Genomic DNA, 16,352 nt, shown 5'->3' with positions numbered 1-16,352 from the left:
CTACGATTGGCGCATGCCGGTACCCGCTCCAAGCCCCGAGGCGCGCGCAGTTGTCACCGGAGCTTCGCAGAACATCGGTGAAGCGCTGGCCACCGAACTCGCCGCCCGCGGACACAATCTGATCGTCACCGCGCGACGCGAGGATCTGCTGAAGAATCTGGCCGCCCGCCTGAGCGACCAGTATCACGTCTCCGTCGACGTGCGACCCGCCGACCTGGCCGACCCGGGCGACCGCGCGAAACTGTGCGACGAGCTGGCCGCCCGCCCCATCTCGATCCTGTGCGCCAATGCGGGCACCGCGACGTTCGGTCCGGTGGCGACGCTCGATCCGGCCGGCGAGAAGGCCCAATTGCAGCTGAATGTCCTAGGGGTGCATGACCTTACGTTGGCGGTGCTGCCCGGCATGGTCGAACGCAGGGCCGGGGGCATCCTGATTTCCGGTTCGGCCGCGGGCAATTCGCCGATCCCCTACAACGCCACCTACGCCGCCACCAAGGCGTTCGTGAATACCTTCACCGAATCGCTGCGCGGCGAGTTGCGCGGGTCGGGGGTCAACGTGACGCTGCTGGCGCCCGGCCCGGTGCGCACCGACCTGCCGGCCGACACCGAAGCGTCGATCGTGGAGCGGCTGGTGCCGGACTTCCTGTGGATCTCGACGGAGCACACGGCCCGGGTGTCGCTGGATGCGTTGGGCCGCAACAAAATGCGCGTCGTTCCCGGCCTGACGTCCAAGGCCATGTCGGTGGCGAGCGGGTACGCCCCGCGCGCCATCGTGGCGCCCATCGTGGGCGCGTTCTACAAAAAGCTCGGCGGCTAGGCGCGGGGCGGGTTGGGCAGCCCTCCTCTCACGGTCGTGCTGGCCCTCCGCTCACGGTTCGGGCCGGCCCCTCCGCTCACGGTCGTAACGCAGCGGCGGTTTTGCGCGCGATTCTTCGCCGTGGCGTTACGTCCGCGATCGACGGCGACGGAGGCACCCCACTACTTCCGGCGGCGGCGACCAGTGCCGCCGAAAATGCTTCTCACCGCTTCGCGTATCGCCGTGTTGATGCCGCTTTTCACCGTCGGGTTCTGCAGCACTTCCTCCCACATCGACGGGCCCTTTTCCCCTTTGGGTTCCGCCGGCTCCGGCATCGGCGGGACGGGTTCGTTCGAGGGGACGGGCGGGTAGTCGGACTGGGCTTGGGGCGCCTGCGGACCCTGGGGGGCCGGCTGGGGTTGCGCCGGGGGCTCAGCCGTGTGGCCGTACTTTGCCTGCAGCGGACTGTCTTTGGCCGCGGCCCCGATGGCCTCGTTGCCGATCGACGCCATCAGCGAGCGGGGCACCCGCATGCGGGTCCACGCGACCGGGGTGGGCGAGCCCTTCTCGGAGAGCACGGTCACGACGGCCTCGCCGATCCCGAGCGACGTCAACGCCGACTCCAGGTCGTAGACATCGGTTTTCGGGTAGGTGCGCACGGTCTTCGACAGCGCCTTCTGGTCGTCGGGGGTGAACGCCCGCAGCGCGTGCTGAATCCGCGCGCCCAACTGGGACAGCACGTCGTTGGGCAGGTCGGTGGGCAACTGGGTGCAGAAAAACACCCCGACGCCCTTCGAGCGGATCAGCTTGACGGTCTGCTCGACCTGCTCGAGGAAGGCCTTGGACGCGTCGGCGAACAACAGGTGCGCCTCGTCGAAGAAGAAGACCAGCTTGGGCTTGTCGATGTCGCCGACCTCGTCCAGGACGGTGAACAGGTCGGCCAGCAACCACATCAGGAAGGTGGAGAAGATGACCGGGCGCAACGACTGTCCGCCGAACTCCAACAGTGAGATGATGCCGCGGCCGCCCTCGACGCGCAGCAGGTCGTTCGGGTCGAGCTTCGGCTCGCCGAAGAACGTGTCGCCGCCCTCGCCCTCGAGGTTCACCAGCGCGCGCAGGATGACGCCGGCCGTCGTGGACGACACACCGCCAAGGGATTTCAGGTCGGCCTTGCCCTCGTCGCTGGTCAGGTGAGTGATGGCATCACGCAGGTTGGCCAGGGTGACCAGCTGGTAATTCTTTTCCTTGGCCCAGTGGAAGATCAGGCCCAGAGTGGACTCTTGAGTGGCGTTGAGCCCCAACACCTTTGACAGCAGCACCGGGCCGAAGCTGTCGACGGTGGCCCGAACCGGCACGCCGAGCCCACCGGTGCCCAGCGACAGGAACTCCACCGGGAAGCCCGTCGGAGTCCAGTCGTCTCCCGTGTCGCGGGCACGCGCGGCGGTTTTGTCGTCGCCCTTCCCCGGTGCGGACAGCCCGGACAGGTCGCCCTTCACGTCGGCCATCAGCACGGGTACACCCGCGGCGCTGAGCTGTTCGGCGATCAGCTGCAGCGTCTTGGTCTTGCCGGTTCCGGTGGCGCCGGCCACCAGCCCGTGCCTGTTCACGGTCGCCAGCGGAATGCGGATCTGCGCCGTCGGATCGGCGGCGCCGTCGACCACGACGGTGCCCAATTCCAGTGCCTGGCCGTCGACGGCGTAGCCGTCCGCGATCCGGCTCGCCGGCGTTGCCGCTGAATCGGTGCTCATCGTGCTGCGCCCCCTCTTCCCCAGTGATTCGGCATGCAGTTCGACAACGCTCACCCTACTTCTCGGGCGGATCCGGGGGCGAGGCCCAACGGCGACCCGCCGCGCCCGGCTCCGCCGCGCTTGCGATCGCCACGGGTCCGATGGTGGCGACCCGCCGCGCCCGGCTTCGCCGCGCTTGCGATCGCCACTGATATGTGAGTCATTTTGTCAAGGGGCAGGGTGAAGCGGCGGCCGCAACCGTCGTCGAGGCCGCCGCTTCGTTGACCAGATGAGCGTTGAGGTGTCGAGCGTGTCGTGTCGACGCGTGTCAGTCTGATATACGCGGGTTGGTTACCGCAGGACGGGACTTTCGAGTCGGAGCGGTCCGCTTGTCTAGATGTCGAGCGTGATCGGTTGTGGTGCAACGTGATTGCTCATAGCGGCGACGCGGGTCACTCCAAGACGCTTGCCGACATCTGCTTGCTCATCTGGACGTTTGTGGGCCGCTTAGTCCTCGAGGACGGCCAGCGACCAGCACCATCCGGCCAGCTCACGCGCGATCGCGGCGTTGGCCACCACGGAGCGTTTCTTGCGCTCATCGAATCGCATCCAGCGTTCATGCAGGCGCCGGTTGCCGGCCTGGCCGCGGGCGCGGGCGGCTGGGGATGCGGCATCCCAGCGGCGGCGCATCACCGCGCCGGGCCGGTAGGGGGCTCGGTGATGCCAGGCGGCTTCGATGAGCAGGCGGCGGGCATGACCATTGCCGGTCTTGGTCACCGCGCCCTGGGTTCGCGTCGCTCCTGAGGAGTACTCGCTTGGCACCAGCCCCAGATAGGCGCCGATACTGCGCCCGGTCAGCCGAGACCAGTCCCCGATCTCGACGGCCAGCCCGAACGCGGTCAGCGTGGACACCCCGCGCAGACACCCCAGCCGGGTCACCACCGGGGTGAACCGCGAATCAGCGGCCATCTCGGCGATCGCGGTATCGAGGCGCTCCCGGCGCTCGAGGGTGGCCAGCATCGCGTCGAAAGCGGTGTCGTAGGCCAGCTGCAGCGCGGCACTGTCGAACCGCTGCCGACGCAACCACCGCTGATGCTCACGGATCCAGGCTCGTCCACCGCAATAGACGATCCCCTGGCGCAACAACAGTTTCGACAGTCGATGCCGAGCAGACATCAAATCCCCACGGACATCCTCGCGGGCCCGCACCAAATCCCGCGCCGCTTCCTGCTCGATGCTGGGAACCGTCACTTCGGTGATCTGGCCCAGATGCAACAACCGCGCCAGATGCGCGGCGTCGCGGGCATCGGTTTTGACTCGGTCACCCGTCGGGCGAATCAACTTCGATGGCGCAGCCACCACACAGGCGATGCCCGCGGCATCCAACGCCCGGGCTAACCCGAACCCGGTCGGACCCGCCTCATAGGTCACCGCCACCGGGCCCGGAAGATCCCTTAGCCATGCTGCGATCTCACCACGGTCGGGGGTCAACCGCCGCTCGAATACCTCCCCGGTATCCCCATCCAACCCACACCCGACCACCGATCGGGCGTGCACATCCAACCCAACACTCGTACGCTGAATCTTCACTGGGGCCTCCATCCACATCTGTGGCTCTACTGGCCAGGACCAACTTCCTGACAGCAACCCACGTTCACATGTGGCGAGGCCCCAGCCTCCTCATACCGTCTAGTCTGAGCGCTGTGCGTGACGAATTGGTGTGGATCGACTGCGAGATGACCGGACTCGATCTCGGTTCGGACAAGCTGATCGAGATCGCGGCCCTGGTCACCGACGCCGATCTGAACATCCTCGGCGACGGTGTGGACGTGGTGATCCACGCCGACGACGCCGCCCTCTCGGCGATGGGTGACGTGGTGACCGAAATGCATTCGCGCTCCGGGTTGATCGACGAGGTGCGGGCGTCCGCCGTCGACCTGGCGACTGCCGAGGCGATGGTGCTGGACTACATCGGCCAACACGTCAAGCAACCCAAGACGGCGCCGCTGGCAGGAAACTCGATCGCCACCGATCGCGCGTTCATCGTGCGCGACATGCCGGCGCTGGACACGTACCTGCACTACCGCATGATCGATGTGAGCTCGATCAAAGAACTCTGCCGCCGCTGGTATCCGCGGATCTACTTCGGCCAGCCCACCAAGGGGCTCGCCCACCGCGCACTGGCCGACATCCATGAGTCGATCCGCGAATTGCAGTTCTATCGGCGCACCGCGTTCGTCTCCCCACCGGGCCCGTCTACCAGCGAAATCGAGGCGGTGGTCACCTCCCTTGACGGTGGACGAGACGCACCGGGACCAAGCGATTCGGCCAGCGCGCCGACGAGCCGCTAGTATCTACAGTCGCTGCTCGTGCAGGCCTGCGGGTCGGCACACAGCCATGGTGGGTGTAGTTCAGTTGGTAGAGCGTCAGGTTGTGATCCTGAATGTCGCGGGTTCGAGTCCCGTCACTCACCCCATTGGTCAGGGAGCATCGCCGCTCCCTGACCTTTTACGGTGGTAGCGACTCCGCGCACCGCTGTTGCACCGGTGAGTGGAATGCAGTGAATCGACAACGTCTTGCCTCGCCCATGATGCGAACGGCCATCGCGGCCGCCGCGCTGTTCCTCGCGGGCTGCGGTGGTTCGAGCCACACGTCGACGACGGTCATATCGACCCCGCCGGCTGAGACCAAAACGGTGACGAAGACCGTCGCCCCGCCGCCCCCACCGGGCCCGAAGACGTCCATCGAGGCCAACGGCACCTACATCGTCAACAAGGACATCGCGGCGGGCACCTATCGGACCGATGGCGGCAAATACGGCTGCTATTGGGCAAGGCTGCGCAGTTTCGACACCAACGACATCATCGACAACAACGTCGGCGACGGCCCCCAGGTGGTTCGGATCATGCGGACCGATACCGCGTTCATGACCCGAAGCTGCGGAAGCTGGCACAAGATCGACTGACCGAGCCGGTCAGGTGTTGGCGTTGCCCGCCTTCCACTCCGGCCACGGGATGTTCCAGTCGCCGAGCCCCTCGGTGCCCGGCAAGGTCGGGCCCACCGTGTGCACAACCTCGACGATGTCACCGCTCTTGCTGTGGTCGTAGAACCATTCGGCGTTGCTGGGGCTGACGTTCAGGCACCCGTGGCTGGTGTTGGTGTGACCCTGGGCGCCGACCGACCACGGCGCGGAGTGCACAAAGACTCCGCTGTAGGACATCTGGGTGGCCCAGTCGACTTCGGTGCGATATCCGTTGGGCGAGTTGACCGGAACCCCGTAGGTCGACGAATCCATGATCATGTGTTTGAACCGCGCGCCAACGATGTAGATGCCGTTGGCCGTTGGCGTGCTGTCCTTGCCCATCGACGTCGGCATGGTCTTGACGACCTCACCGTTGACCCGCACGGTCACGGTCTTCGTGGTGTCGTCGGCGGTCGAAATCACCTCGTCGCCAATGGTGAAGTGCGTCTTGACGTTGTCCTCACCGAACATCCCGTCGCCCAGATCCACGCCGTAGGTGTTGACGGCCACGTCGATGGTCGTTCCCGACTTCCAGAAATGCTCTGGGCGCCAATGTACTTCGCGATTGTTGAGCCAGTAGAACGCACCCTCCACCGGTGGGTTCGTGGTGATGGTGATGGCCTTCTGGGCCGCCGCCCGGTCCGCGATGTTCTCGTCGAAGCGGATCGCCACCGGTTGGCCGATGCCCACCACCTCGCCGTCGACCGGACTGACGTACGGCATGGTCAGGTGGGCCGGTGAGCTGGTCGCGAAGGTCATCTGCTTGCTGGCCGCGCCACCCAGCCCGGTCGCCTTGACGTTCAGCGTGTAGCGCCTGTTGTAGCCGAGCTGCTCGGTGGTGGACCAGCGCAGCCCGTCGGGGCTCAGCTTCCCGCTGATCGACCTGCCGTTTTCGTTGACCATGGTGACCGACGCGAGCACGCCGTCGGCGACGCTCACCGTCACCGGCGCATCCACCGTCACGCCGACGGCGCCGTCGGTCACCGAGGAGGTGAGCTTGGGGACCAGCAGGTCGGCAAAGGGCGTGCCCTTGTCGAAGATCACCTTCGCCGGCGCGGCCGCGTGGTTGCCACCGCAGGCGACGGCAAACACGGCAACCGCGGCGATCGCGGCCGCCAGCCACGATCTGCGTCCACGCAAAGGCGTCATCCAGTGACCTTCCATTCAATTCTCGAAGTTGGTCACCGCTGACCTCGCTGCACGCATTCTAAAGGGTTTCGCCGACCCGACATGCCCACACCGGCGCGGGCGGCCGTTCGGTGTCTCCGCCGCAATGAATTCGTCACTCGGGCGAGGTCAGCGACCTCGCGGCACCACATCTGCGCGGGCTTCCTGCAGCTGCGATTCGGCCCGGTCGCGGGTCGCGACGGCCTCGACGCGGGCGAGTTTGATGATGGCCGCCGTCATCACCGACGCGGCCGCCACCAGGGCGATCATCCCGGCGCGACCCGTGTTCAGCGTCTCGCCGAGCACGACCACGCCCAGGACCGCCGCCACCACGGGCTGCGACACCTGCAGCGTGGGCATCGACGCGGTCAGCGGGCCCGCCCGAAATGCGGCCTGGCTCCACACCACGCCCCCCAGCGCGACCAGGATGCAGGCGTAGAGCTCTGGAGCGCGGGTCACGGCGCCTAGCCCGTCGCCGAGCCGAGCGACGACCTCCTTGGTGAGCGCCGCAAAGGCGCCCCACAGCGCCCCCGACACGAAGGCGAACAACACGGCGGCCACCACGCCACCCCGGATGCGGCCGGCCACCACGCAGCCGACGAGCAGCGGCCCCAGGACGATCGCCACCACGGCCCAGGTTCTCAGCAATGCGCCACTATGGCCGGCCTGCGGATTGCCGACGACCACGACGACGACCACCGCGGCCGTCAACAGCGCGGCCCACACCCATTCCCCGCCGGTCACGGTGCGGTGCGACAACCTGGCGTTGAGGGGCAGGGCGAACAGCACCGACGACATCAGCAACGCCTGGACGAGCAGCACCGATCCTTCACCCAGGGCCGCGACCTGCAACGCGATGCTCGCCGCCAACAACAGCGTGCCCCACCACCAGCGTTGGCTGCGAAGCAAATTGGCGAACAATTCGACGGAGCCCACCGCCCGGTCGGTGATGCGCTGCGCCGCGCGTTGCTGCAGCACGTCGCCCGTGGCAATGCACAGCGCGGAACTCAGTGCGAGCAGAGCGGCGATCAGTGTGTGCGACATGAAAATCTCCGTCGGTATCCGGTGGTGCGAGCTCCGGAGTGTTGGAAAACCCTTGCTGCACGACGCATATCGGAAGTTCAGCTGCGATGGGCGGTGGCCCTGTCAGCCCACCTTCTGGTCAATGACCGGCCCCCGTTCGGTGCGTCGCGGGCCCAGCGGCCGCGCCCCACCGCGACCTCGCCCTCTTCACCGGTTGCGGACCGCTCGCGCAGCCACACCAACGGCCTTGGGGCCCACCACGTCCAACGGCCCAACAGATGAATGAAGGCCGGCACCAAAACCATTCGGACCAGGGTGGCGTCGACCAGCACGCCGAGGGTGAGACCCAGGCCCAGCATTCGCATGAACGACACGTGCGCGGGAATCAACGCGGCGAACGAAATCGACATCACCACTGCGGCGGTCGTGACGACGCGCCCGATCCCGGCGATGCCCAGCGCCGTGCTCTCGTCGGTGGCGGCGCGCGCCTCGAGTGCGGTCGGCGGCGTCTCTCGGTCGGCCTGCGAGGCCAGCCAATACTCATGGATGCGCGAGACCAGGAATACCTCGTAGTCCATGGCCAGCCCAAAGGCGATGCAGAACAACAGCACCGGGATGTTGGCGTTCAACGTGCCGTTCGGTGTGGTGCCCAGGGCGCCCAGGTGGCCGTCTTGAAAGATCCACACCATCGCGCCGAATGCCGCCGTCAGTGACAGCACGTTGCACACCAGCGCCTGCAACGGCAGCACCGCGCTGCCAGTCAGCAAGAAGAGCAGCGCGAACGTGATGAGGGCGATCAGGGCGAACACGATCGGCAGACGCTGGGTGATCGCGTCGACGCTGTCGCGGTTGATCTGCGCCAGACCGGTCAACAGCACCGAGCGCCCCGAGGGTCCAGCGACCTGATGCAATCGGTCGAGCTGGGTATTTGAGGCGTTCGAATAGAGCGGGGCGGTGCTCGACACCGTCAAGAACGCGGCGCCGTTGGACATGCCGGTGGCCTCGGCCGGCGGGCCCACCCGCTCTCCGCCCACGAACGTGCCGGTCGGCGCGCTCACCGCGGAGACGTCAGGCACGCGGGACAGCTCGGCGGCGTAATGCTGCAGGTCGGCGGGGCTCAGGCCGCGGGCGTCGGGGACGACGACGGATACCCCGGTGCCCAGCCCGTTAGCGAAATCGTTGTCCAACATGTCGGCCACCTGACGCGCCGACGCCCCTCTGGGCAGCACCCGCTCGTCGGGGAAGCCCCATTTCACCCCCAGGAACGGCGCCCCGAGCAACAGCAGCAACACCACGACACTCAGACCGACCGACATGGCGTGGCGCAACACGTAGCGGGTCGACCGATACCAGAACTGTGTCTCGAGCGGTTGGTGTGCGTGATCGCGGAACGCACGCTGCCCGTGCAGCACGCGATGCATCACCCGGCGCGCGTTCAGCGAGTCCAACCGCGGCCCCAGCAGCACGATCGCGGCAGGCGTGACCACGACAGCGGCCAGGGCCACGATGATCGCGGTGACCACGATCGTGTACGCCGACGACTTCAGGAAATACATCGGGAACAGCGCCATCACCGCCATCGACAGCCCGACGGTCGTGGCCGAGAACAGCACGGTCCGGCCGGCGGTGGCCATGGTGCGATACAGCGCCCGGTCGCGGTCCTCGGTCCGGGCCAGCTCCTCGCGGTAGCGGGTGATGATCAGCAGGTTGTAGTCGATGGCCAGGGCCAGGCCCATGGCGATGCTCAGGTCCAGGGCGTAGGTCGACACGTCGGTGGCGAAGGTGATCAACCGCAGCACCGACATGGTGCCGACGATGGCCAAGAGGCCAAGGACGATCGGCAGCGTCGCCGCCACCACACCGCCGAGCACCCAGACCAGGACCGCGAAGCTCAGCGGGATCGCGATGGACTCCATCAACAGCAGATCCCGCTGGTTCTGCCCGTTGATCTGCGCGTATGCCACGGCCATGCCGCCGGCGCGCACGGTCACGCCGTCGCGGTCGTGCACCAGGTCGCTGGTGAGCGTGCTGGCGTACTTCTGCGCGTCGTTCTCGCCGCCTTTCAGGCCGGCGACGATCATCCCGGATTTGTTGTCCTTGCTGATCAGCTGAGACGCGGCCTGGGGGCGATCGGGCGGCATGGTCCACGCCGACGACACGTTGAGCACCCACGGCGACCGTTTCAGCTGGTCGACGATGTCGGTGGCGACCCGGCGCGCCGATTCGCTGCGGACGCCGTCCGGGGCCGTCACCACGATCAGCATCTGCTGATCGGTTTGGTTGAACCTGTCGCGCAGGACCTCGGTTGCCCGCGCGGACTCCGAGGTCGGGTCCTGAAAGCCACCGCCGGAAAGGCTGTTGACCACCGGAAGCCCGAAGACTGCGGCCCCCACCAGCACCAGGAAGGCGATCCCGACGATGCGGCGCGGGGCGGCAATGGCTAGCCGGGTGATTACCTGCAGCATGGCGTATCGCCTACCCGAAACCACGCCTTTTGACCCGCCCCGGCGCCGATTGTTCGCATCGAGCAGTCACCCGGCGGCCGCCCTCGAGGTTTGACCATCTGGTACTCGGGTATCGAACGTAAAAGCACACTCAGCACGTGGATTCGGTGTGCGCAGTGCCGGATTGCCTGGGCTACAAGCGGATTGGATGTGCAATGAACACGACGGACGACGGCACCAACATTCGGCATCCAAGCGAAGACGACTGGCAGGCGGTGTTTGAAAATCAGGCCCGCACGTTCGGCGATCCGGTGGGCCCAGAGGATCTCGAAGCGTGGAAACGCCGAGTCAACCTCAACGACATTCTCATCGCCGAGGACGTCTCCGATCCCGAGCATCCGTTTCTGGTGGGAACGTCGATCATCTACCAAGCGCAGCTCACCGTTCCGGGTGGCGCCAACCTGCGAGCCGCGTGGCTGACGATGATCGCCGTCGCGTCAACGCATCAGGGCAAGGGACTCTGGGCGCAGCTCAGCGCGAAGGGACTCGGGATTCTGTTGGACCGCGGCTATCCGATCGTGTGCGGCGTCCCGACGCAGACCGCGATGTACGACGGCTTCGGCGCCGGGGTGGCCAGCTATAGCCACACCTATTCGATCGACCGCCGCTTCGCGAAGTTGCGGGCCGCACCGAGCGGCAGCCGGGCACGCGAGGTCAACGCCGCCGAGGCGAGACGACACTTGCCAGAACTCTACGAACGGTGGTGTGCCGCAACCAATGGCGCGATCACCCGGGACGACGCGTGGTGGGCCGACTACCTGGACGACCGGGAAACCCAGCGGGGCAACGGGTCGGCGCTGCATTACACGATCCATCCCGACGGCTTCCTGACGTATCGGGTCGTCGGATCGCAACAGCATGCATTTCGCCCGCCCCTGGGCACGGTGGTCGTCGAGGACTTCTGCCCTATCACCGAGGAGGCTCACACCGAGCTGCTGCAGACGGTGTTGGTCCTGGAGATGTTCTATCGCGTAGAGATCGACGTGCCGGGCGACGATCCGCTTCCGCTCAAACTCACCGATCAACGCGCCGCGGAGATCAAGGGCGTGAGCGACTTCCTGTGGGTGCGCATCAACGACGTCCCCGAGGTGCTGGGCGCGCGCACCTACACCGCCGATACCGACATCGTGCTCGACGTCACCGACCCGCTTCAGCTCGCGGGCGGACGGTTCCAGCTGCAAACACGCGGTGGCGCCGGGAAGTGCACGCCCCACGACGGGAACGCGGACATCGAGATCGGCCTGGCCGACCTGGCCACCATCTACATGGGGGCGCACCGGGCTTCCCAGCTGGCCCGGGCCGGCCGCATCACCGAAGCACGCGCGGGCGCGCTGGCCGAACTGGACGCCGCCTTCGCCACCGACCGCGCGCCCTTCTGCGGCACGGTGTTGTGAATGAAACTGCGCGACAGTACCTTTCGTCTTCCATGCAGATCGCGCGGCGAACAGTTGACGACGGCCCAGCCCGGCAAGGCCCAACCGGGTGCGCGGGCACGCTATCCTGGTAAATGGTCGGGATTTCACTCCGCGGCAAGACGCCTGTTATTGTCGCCTACGCGGTCTGACTGACCACAAGCGCCGTTAGCTCAGTTGGTAGAGCAGCTGACTCTTAATCAGCGGGTCCGGGGTTCGAAACCCTGACGGCGCACAGCTCACCGATAGCTCATCGTTCGGTGGCTTTTGCTTCCAGACTGGCGCCAGCGTCTCGGATCTCCCTTTTCATGGCCCCCGCGGGGGACCTACGATCGCTGCGACGGTGTTCGTCCAGAGGGGACCTGTGAAAACCGAGCTGAAGTGGGTCGAACCCCACGAGGGCCACTTCCACGCCAACATCGATGACCGCAGCGAGTACCGCGTCCACGCGGTCTCCACGGGCGGCTTCCGCGCCGAACGGGTCGACGACGGCTTCGTGCACCACGATCTCGGCCGGGCGACCGACGCCGCGGGAGCGCGGGCGATCTGCCAGGACCTGCACACGCGGGCGACGCGGCGCGCGGCGTGGGAGACGTACATGGCCGAGAACGACCCGCCCGGGTGGGAGTAGCCGGTTCGGCCGATCGACCTCCGCCGGCCAGTTGCCGTCGTATCCCCCCGCGAAACCCCTTCGTACAGGTAATTTCTTGCTGGCACCGATTGGTCTTGCCGCGTCGAAGGAGCTGCAATGGGGTTCATCCGACCCAATCTGCCCGTCGTCGACGTGGCCGACTGGAGCGCACGACCACGCGCCGAACGCATCGTGCCGATGGCCCGCCACATCGCCCAGCACGGGTTCGGCACCCCGCTGGTGATGCACGTGATGTACGGCGTGAAGATCGGGCTGTACATCCTCGGGGGCTGGCTGTTCGCATGGTCCACGCGCGGCATCGGTGGCTTCACCCAGGTCAGCGCCTGGTGGGCGGAGCCGATCGTGTTCCAAAAGGCCGTGCTGTACACGATGCTGTTCGAAGTCGTCGGCCTCGGATGCTGTTTCGGTCCGCTCGCCGGGCGCTACTTCCCACCGATGGGTTCCATCCTGTACTGGCTGCGCCCCGGCACCATCCGGTTGCCGCCCTGGCCCGACCGGGTGCCACTGACCAAGGGCAGCAACAGAACTCCCGTCGACGCGTTGCTCTACGGCATCCTGCTGGCGCTGCTGGTGTTCGCGCTGCTGTCCGACGGCACCGGCCCGATTCCCGCCCTGGACACCACGATCGGCGTGCTGCCGCGGTGGCAGACCGTCGCCGTCCTGGCGGTCCTGGCCCTAATCAGCTTGCGCGACAAGGTGATCTTCCTGGCCGCGCGCGGCGAGGTGTACGCGCCGCTGGCGCTGACGTTCCTGTTCGCCGGGGCGGACATCGTCGTCGGTGCCAAGGTCGTCTTCATGGTGATCTGGCTGGGCGCGGCGACATCCAAACTCAACAAACACTTCCCGTTCGTGATCTCGACGATGCTGGCGAACAATCCGTTCATCCCGTCGGGACCGCTCAAGCGGTCGATGTTCAAGCGCTATCCCGACGATTTGCGGCCCAGCGCGCTGGCGGGTTTCATCGCGCACTTCTCGACCGCGGTCGAAGGGCTGGTGCCGTTGGTGCTGTTGTTCTCACACGGCGGTTGGCCGACGGCGCTCGCGGCGTTCGTGATGATCGTGTTCCACCTGAACATCCTGCTGGCCTTTCCGATGGGCGTGCCGCTGGAATGGAACGTGTTCATGATCTTCGGCGTGCTGTGGCTGTTCGTCACGCACGCGCCCTTGGGCCTGTCGGACACCGGCAACCCGTGGCCGATCGCCCTCCTGTTCGCGGTGATGGCCGGGACCGTCGCCGCGGGAAACCTCTACCCGCGCAAGGTCTCCTTCCTGCCCGGCATGCGCTACTACGCCGGCAACTGGGACACCACCCTGTGGTGCGTCCGCCCGTCGGCCGACGAGAAGTTCCGCGTCGGCTCGCGCGCCCTGGGCCCGATGCAGCACCTGCAGCTCGAGCGGTTGTACGGCAGCAAAGAGGAAACCCTGGTACCGCTTCACCTCGCGCTCGCCTTCCGCGGCATGAACACCCACGGGCGCGCGCTGCTCACCCTGGCGCACCGGGCAATGGCCGACTACGACGAGGACGACTACAACCTGTGCGAGGGTGAAGTCCTGTGCTCAATGGTTCTCGGCTGGAACTTCGGCGACGGCCACATGCACAACGAGTGCCTCATCGAGGCGCTGCAGCAGCGGTGCGGATTCGAGCCCGGCGAGGTGCGAGTCGTGATCCTCGACGCCCAGCCCATCCACCGGCAACGGCAGGAATACCGGCTGGTCGACGCGGCGACCGGGGAATTCGAACGCGGCTACTGCGAGGTCGCCGACATGGTGGTGAATCAGCCCTGGGCCGACAACATTCCGGTGTACGTCCAGAGCGACCGCGTCAGCGGTTCCTGACGCGGCGCACCGCCACCACGACGACCAACGCCCCGACCCCGGCCAGCGACGCCAGCACCACGGGCTTCTGCACGAACCCGATCACCCGGGCCTTGAGGTCGTCGGCGAGGCGACGCGGGTTTGCCCGCTCGGCGAGGGAGTCGACGGTGGCCGCCAGCTGGTCACGGGCGACGTCGATGTCTCGCTTGATGGCTTCGGGGTCGCGGTCCGCCACTGTGTCCTCCAAGTCGCCCACTATCCGGCTCATGCACCTGCCCGAACTACCCTAGATCAGCTGGCGGTAACCCCGACGCTCCGGTGAACAGAAAGGGCCCCACCTTGACCGAGACCACGCGGCTTGCACCCGGCGACAAAGCGCCCTCCTTCAACCTGCCCGACGCCGACGGCAACAAGGTGTCGCTGGCCGACTACAAGGGGCGCCGGGTCATCGTCTACTTCTATCCGGCCGCGTCGACTCCCGGGTGCACCAAGCAGGCGTGCGACTTTCGGGACAGCCTGGCCGAGCTCAACGGCGCGGGCCTCGACGTCATCGGCATCTCCCCCGACAAGCCGGAGAAGCTCGCCAAATTCCGTGACGCGGAGGGGCTGACGTTCCCGCTGCTGTCCGATCCCGACCGCAAAGTGCTGACGGCCTATGGCGCCTACGGCGAAAAGCAGATGTACGGCAAGACCGTCACGGGCGTCATCCGCTCGACGTTCGTGGTCGACGAGAAGGGCAAGATCGCCGTCGCGCAGTACAACGTCAAGGCCACCGGCCACGTCGCCAAGCTGCGCCGCGACCTGTCCGTCTAGCCGATGACGGCGGCCTCGGCGTACTCGGTGATCGGCCGCGCGATCCCCTGTTCGTCGCACACCCGCTGCAGCTTCTCCAGCGTCTCGTCGATCCCCGGGCCAAGCCGCCTGCCGGGGGTGAAGGTCGCCGGAAGGTGCTGCATGCCCTGGATCACGCCGATGGTCGGATAGTGCACGGTGCCTTCGGGGTCGCAGCGGTAGTCGGGCATCCGGTCGAGGACCGCCGTGAGCATCGACTTGAACACCACCCGCGCGACATTCGAGCCGATGCAGCGGTGGATGCCTAGACCAAAGCTGAAGTGCCGGTTGTTCTTTCGCGCCAGGTCCAATCGATTCGGATCGGGGAACACCGCGGGATCGCGGTTGGCCATCGCCCAGGACAGCCACAGGCGATCGCCCTCCTTGAACTGCATGCCCGCGATCTCGAGATCGGCGGCGATCGTGCGGCCGTCCCCCGGCGCGGGCGTGAAGAAACGCAGGAATTCCTCGGTCGCCGAGGCGAGCAACGTGTCCGATTCCCGCCTCAGCAGTTCGCGCTGCTCGGGATTTTCGCCGAGCCATTCGAGCGCGTGCGCGGTCAACGCCGTCGTCGTGTCGAAACCTCCGCCGATGATCAGGCCGAGCATTCCGAGCAGTTCGGCGTCGGGGGCGGGTTCGCCGTCGATCCGCAGTCGTGCCAGCGCGTCCACGATGCCGGGGCGCGGGTGCTCGCGGATCTCGAGGAGGTGGTTGAACAGGTCCGCGCCCATCGCCATCGTCTGCTCCAAAACCCTTGGGGCGTCCGGGGAATCGGCGGGAGTGTAGACGTTGGCGTGGGCCGGCTCGCAATAGAGCTGCCACTTCTTCAGCGGAACGCCCATCAGGGCCAGCGTCAGGACGGCCGGCACGACGTTCGCGAGATCGTCGACGAAGTCGATCCGCCCGGTTTCGATCTTCTCGTCGATGCTGGCCCGCACGATCTCGTCGACGAATGGTTTCCAGCGTTTGATGGCCGCCGGCGACAGGTAGGGGTTGAGGATGCTGCGGTAGGCGGAGTGCTCGGGTTCATCCATCTCGAGCATGCCGCCACGTACGCCGGTGGCCTGCGGAATCGTGGGAATGGTGATGCCCTTGTAGCCGGTGACGTCATGGTCGTTGGACACGTGCGGGCATCGCGCGAGCTCGAAGACCTCCCGGCTGCCCGCCGCCACCCAATGCCCGTCGTAGGTGTCGGTCCACGCCACCGGGCACTTGGCGTGCATCTCCTCGGTGATTGCGGTGAACCGCTCGCGGTACTCCGGGGTGTGGCGATCGAAGTGGTAACGGTGGGTCTTGCCGGCCTTGGTGCGCGTGATGCCGGTGAGGGTGTCTTCCGTACTCACGGTGGCGTCTCCTGCGGACGAGTGGCTGCTGCCTGTAGAAGCAGTATGCGACGAGACTAT

The 16,352-nt window shown here is 66.6% G+C and carries 14 protein-coding genes and 2 tRNA genes; 9 read left to right on the top strand and 7 right to left on the bottom strand.

Annotated features, from left to right (window positions below; translation table 11 throughout):
- The first annotated feature begins 13 nt into the window (after positions 1–13).
- Entirely contained in the window at positions 14–817 is an 804-nt protein-coding gene (gene cmrA, locus P6281_RS07500; protein WP_324738688.1) for a mycolate reductase, read from the top strand.
- A 161-nt stretch (positions 818–978) separates the two neighbouring features.
- Here cmrA and P6281_RS07495 read toward each other — a convergent pair whose 3' ends face one another.
- Both P6281_RS07495 and P6281_RS07490 read right to left on the bottom strand, forming a co-directional pair.
- A complete protein-coding gene (locus P6281_RS07495; RefSeq protein WP_014384146.1) occupies positions 979–2,544 on the bottom strand; it encodes a helicase HerA-like domain-containing protein in 1,566 nt (521 codons plus the stop codon).
- A 486-nt stretch (positions 2,545–3,030) separates the two neighbouring features.
- On the bottom strand, positions 3,031–4,113 hold the full coding sequence (locus P6281_RS07490) for an IS110 family transposase (RefSeq protein ID WP_438362663.1): 1,083 nt from the start codon (positions 4,111–4,113) through the stop codon (positions 3,031–3,033).
- A gap of 113 nt (positions 4,114–4,226) precedes the next feature.
- On the opposite strand from P6281_RS07490, the gene orn reads away from it, so the two are divergent.
- From orn to P6281_RS07475, 3 genes are all read left to right on the top strand, one after another.
- Complete coding sequence (gene orn, locus P6281_RS07485; RefSeq protein WP_008255097.1) at positions 4,227–4,874, top strand: oligoribonuclease; 648 nt, start codon at positions 4,227–4,229, stop codon at positions 4,872–4,874.
- Between the two features lie 49 nt (positions 4,875–4,923).
- Positions 4,924–4,999 (top strand) — tRNA-His (locus tag P6281_RS07480).
- A 111-nt stretch (positions 5,000–5,110) separates the two neighbouring features.
- Positions 5,111–5,488, top strand: a complete 378-nt coding sequence (locus P6281_RS07475; protein WP_014382148.1) for a hypothetical protein — start codon at positions 5,111–5,113, stop codon at positions 5,486–5,488.
- A gap of 9 nt (positions 5,489–5,497) precedes the next feature.
- Here P6281_RS07475 and P6281_RS07470 read toward each other — a convergent pair whose 3' ends face one another.
- The 3 genes from P6281_RS07470 to P6281_RS07460 form a co-directional block, all read right to left on the bottom strand.
- Positions 5,498–6,709 (bottom strand): L,D-transpeptidase, encoded by a 1,212-nt coding sequence (locus P6281_RS07470; protein WP_014384145.1) that lies wholly within the window; start codon positions 6,707–6,709, stop codon positions 5,498–5,500.
- 132 nt (positions 6,710–6,841) lie between these two features.
- Complete coding sequence (locus P6281_RS07465) at positions 6,842–7,756, bottom strand: DMT family transporter (RefSeq protein WP_014384144.1); 915 nt, start codon at positions 7,754–7,756, stop codon at positions 6,842–6,844.
- 77 nt (positions 7,757–7,833) lie between these two features.
- Entirely contained in the window at positions 7,834–10,200 is a 2,367-nt protein-coding gene (locus tag P6281_RS07460; protein WP_201408052.1) for an MMPL family transporter, read from the bottom strand.
- A gap of 194 nt (positions 10,201–10,394) precedes the next feature.
- Here P6281_RS07460 and P6281_RS07455 point away from each other — a divergent pair, with 194 nt between their 5' ends.
- The 4 genes from P6281_RS07455 to P6281_RS07440 all read left to right on the top strand — a co-directional run bounded on the left by P6281_RS07455 (position 10,395) and on the right by P6281_RS07440 (position 14,139).
- Complete coding sequence (locus tag P6281_RS07455; protein WP_201408051.1) at positions 10,395–11,633, top strand: GNAT family N-acetyltransferase; 1,239 nt, start codon at positions 10,395–10,397, stop codon at positions 11,631–11,633.
- A gap of 180 nt (positions 11,634–11,813) precedes the next feature.
- Positions 11,814–11,886: transfer RNA gene (locus P6281_RS07450), tRNA-Lys, on the top strand.
- Positions 11,887–12,015: 129 nt separating this feature from the next.
- Complete coding sequence (locus P6281_RS07445) at positions 12,016–12,282, top strand: hypothetical protein (RefSeq protein ID WP_201408050.1); 267 nt, start codon at positions 12,016–12,018, stop codon at positions 12,280–12,282.
- A 117-nt stretch (positions 12,283–12,399) separates the two neighbouring features.
- Entirely contained in the window at positions 12,400–14,139 is a 1,740-nt protein-coding gene (locus P6281_RS07440; protein ID WP_201408049.1) for a DUF3556 domain-containing protein, read from the top strand.
- Here P6281_RS07440 and P6281_RS07435 read toward each other — a convergent pair.
- Positions 14,126–14,353 (bottom strand): DUF3618 domain-containing protein, encoded by a 228-nt coding sequence (locus tag P6281_RS07435; protein WP_008255080.1) that lies wholly within the window; start codon positions 14,351–14,353, stop codon positions 14,126–14,128. The genes P6281_RS07440 and P6281_RS07435 overlap by 14 nt on opposite strands.
- Before the next feature lie 104 nt (positions 14,354–14,457).
- Here P6281_RS07435 and bcp point away from each other — a divergent pair, with 104 nt between their 5' ends.
- Positions 14,458–14,931: a thioredoxin-dependent thiol peroxidase gene (bcp, locus tag P6281_RS07430; RefSeq protein WP_008255078.1), complete on the top strand. Its 474-nt coding sequence runs from the start codon at positions 14,458–14,460 to the stop codon at positions 14,929–14,931.
- Here the strand turns inward: bcp and P6281_RS07425 are convergent.
- Positions 14,928–16,292, bottom strand: coding sequence for a cytochrome P450 (locus P6281_RS07425; RefSeq protein ID WP_324738687.1), 1,365 nt, complete (start codon positions 16,290–16,292; stop codon positions 14,928–14,930). The genes bcp and P6281_RS07425 overlap by 4 nt on opposite strands.
- Positions 16,293–16,352 lie beyond the last annotated feature (60 nt).

This window comes from Mycobacterium sp. 5-140-3-2, from assembly GCF_035666375.1.
Classification (GTDB): Bacteria; Actinomycetota; Actinomycetes; order Mycobacteriales; family Mycobacteriaceae; genus Mycobacterium; species Mycobacterium intracellulare.
This window is presented reverse-complemented; position numbering and strand designations above follow the sequence as displayed.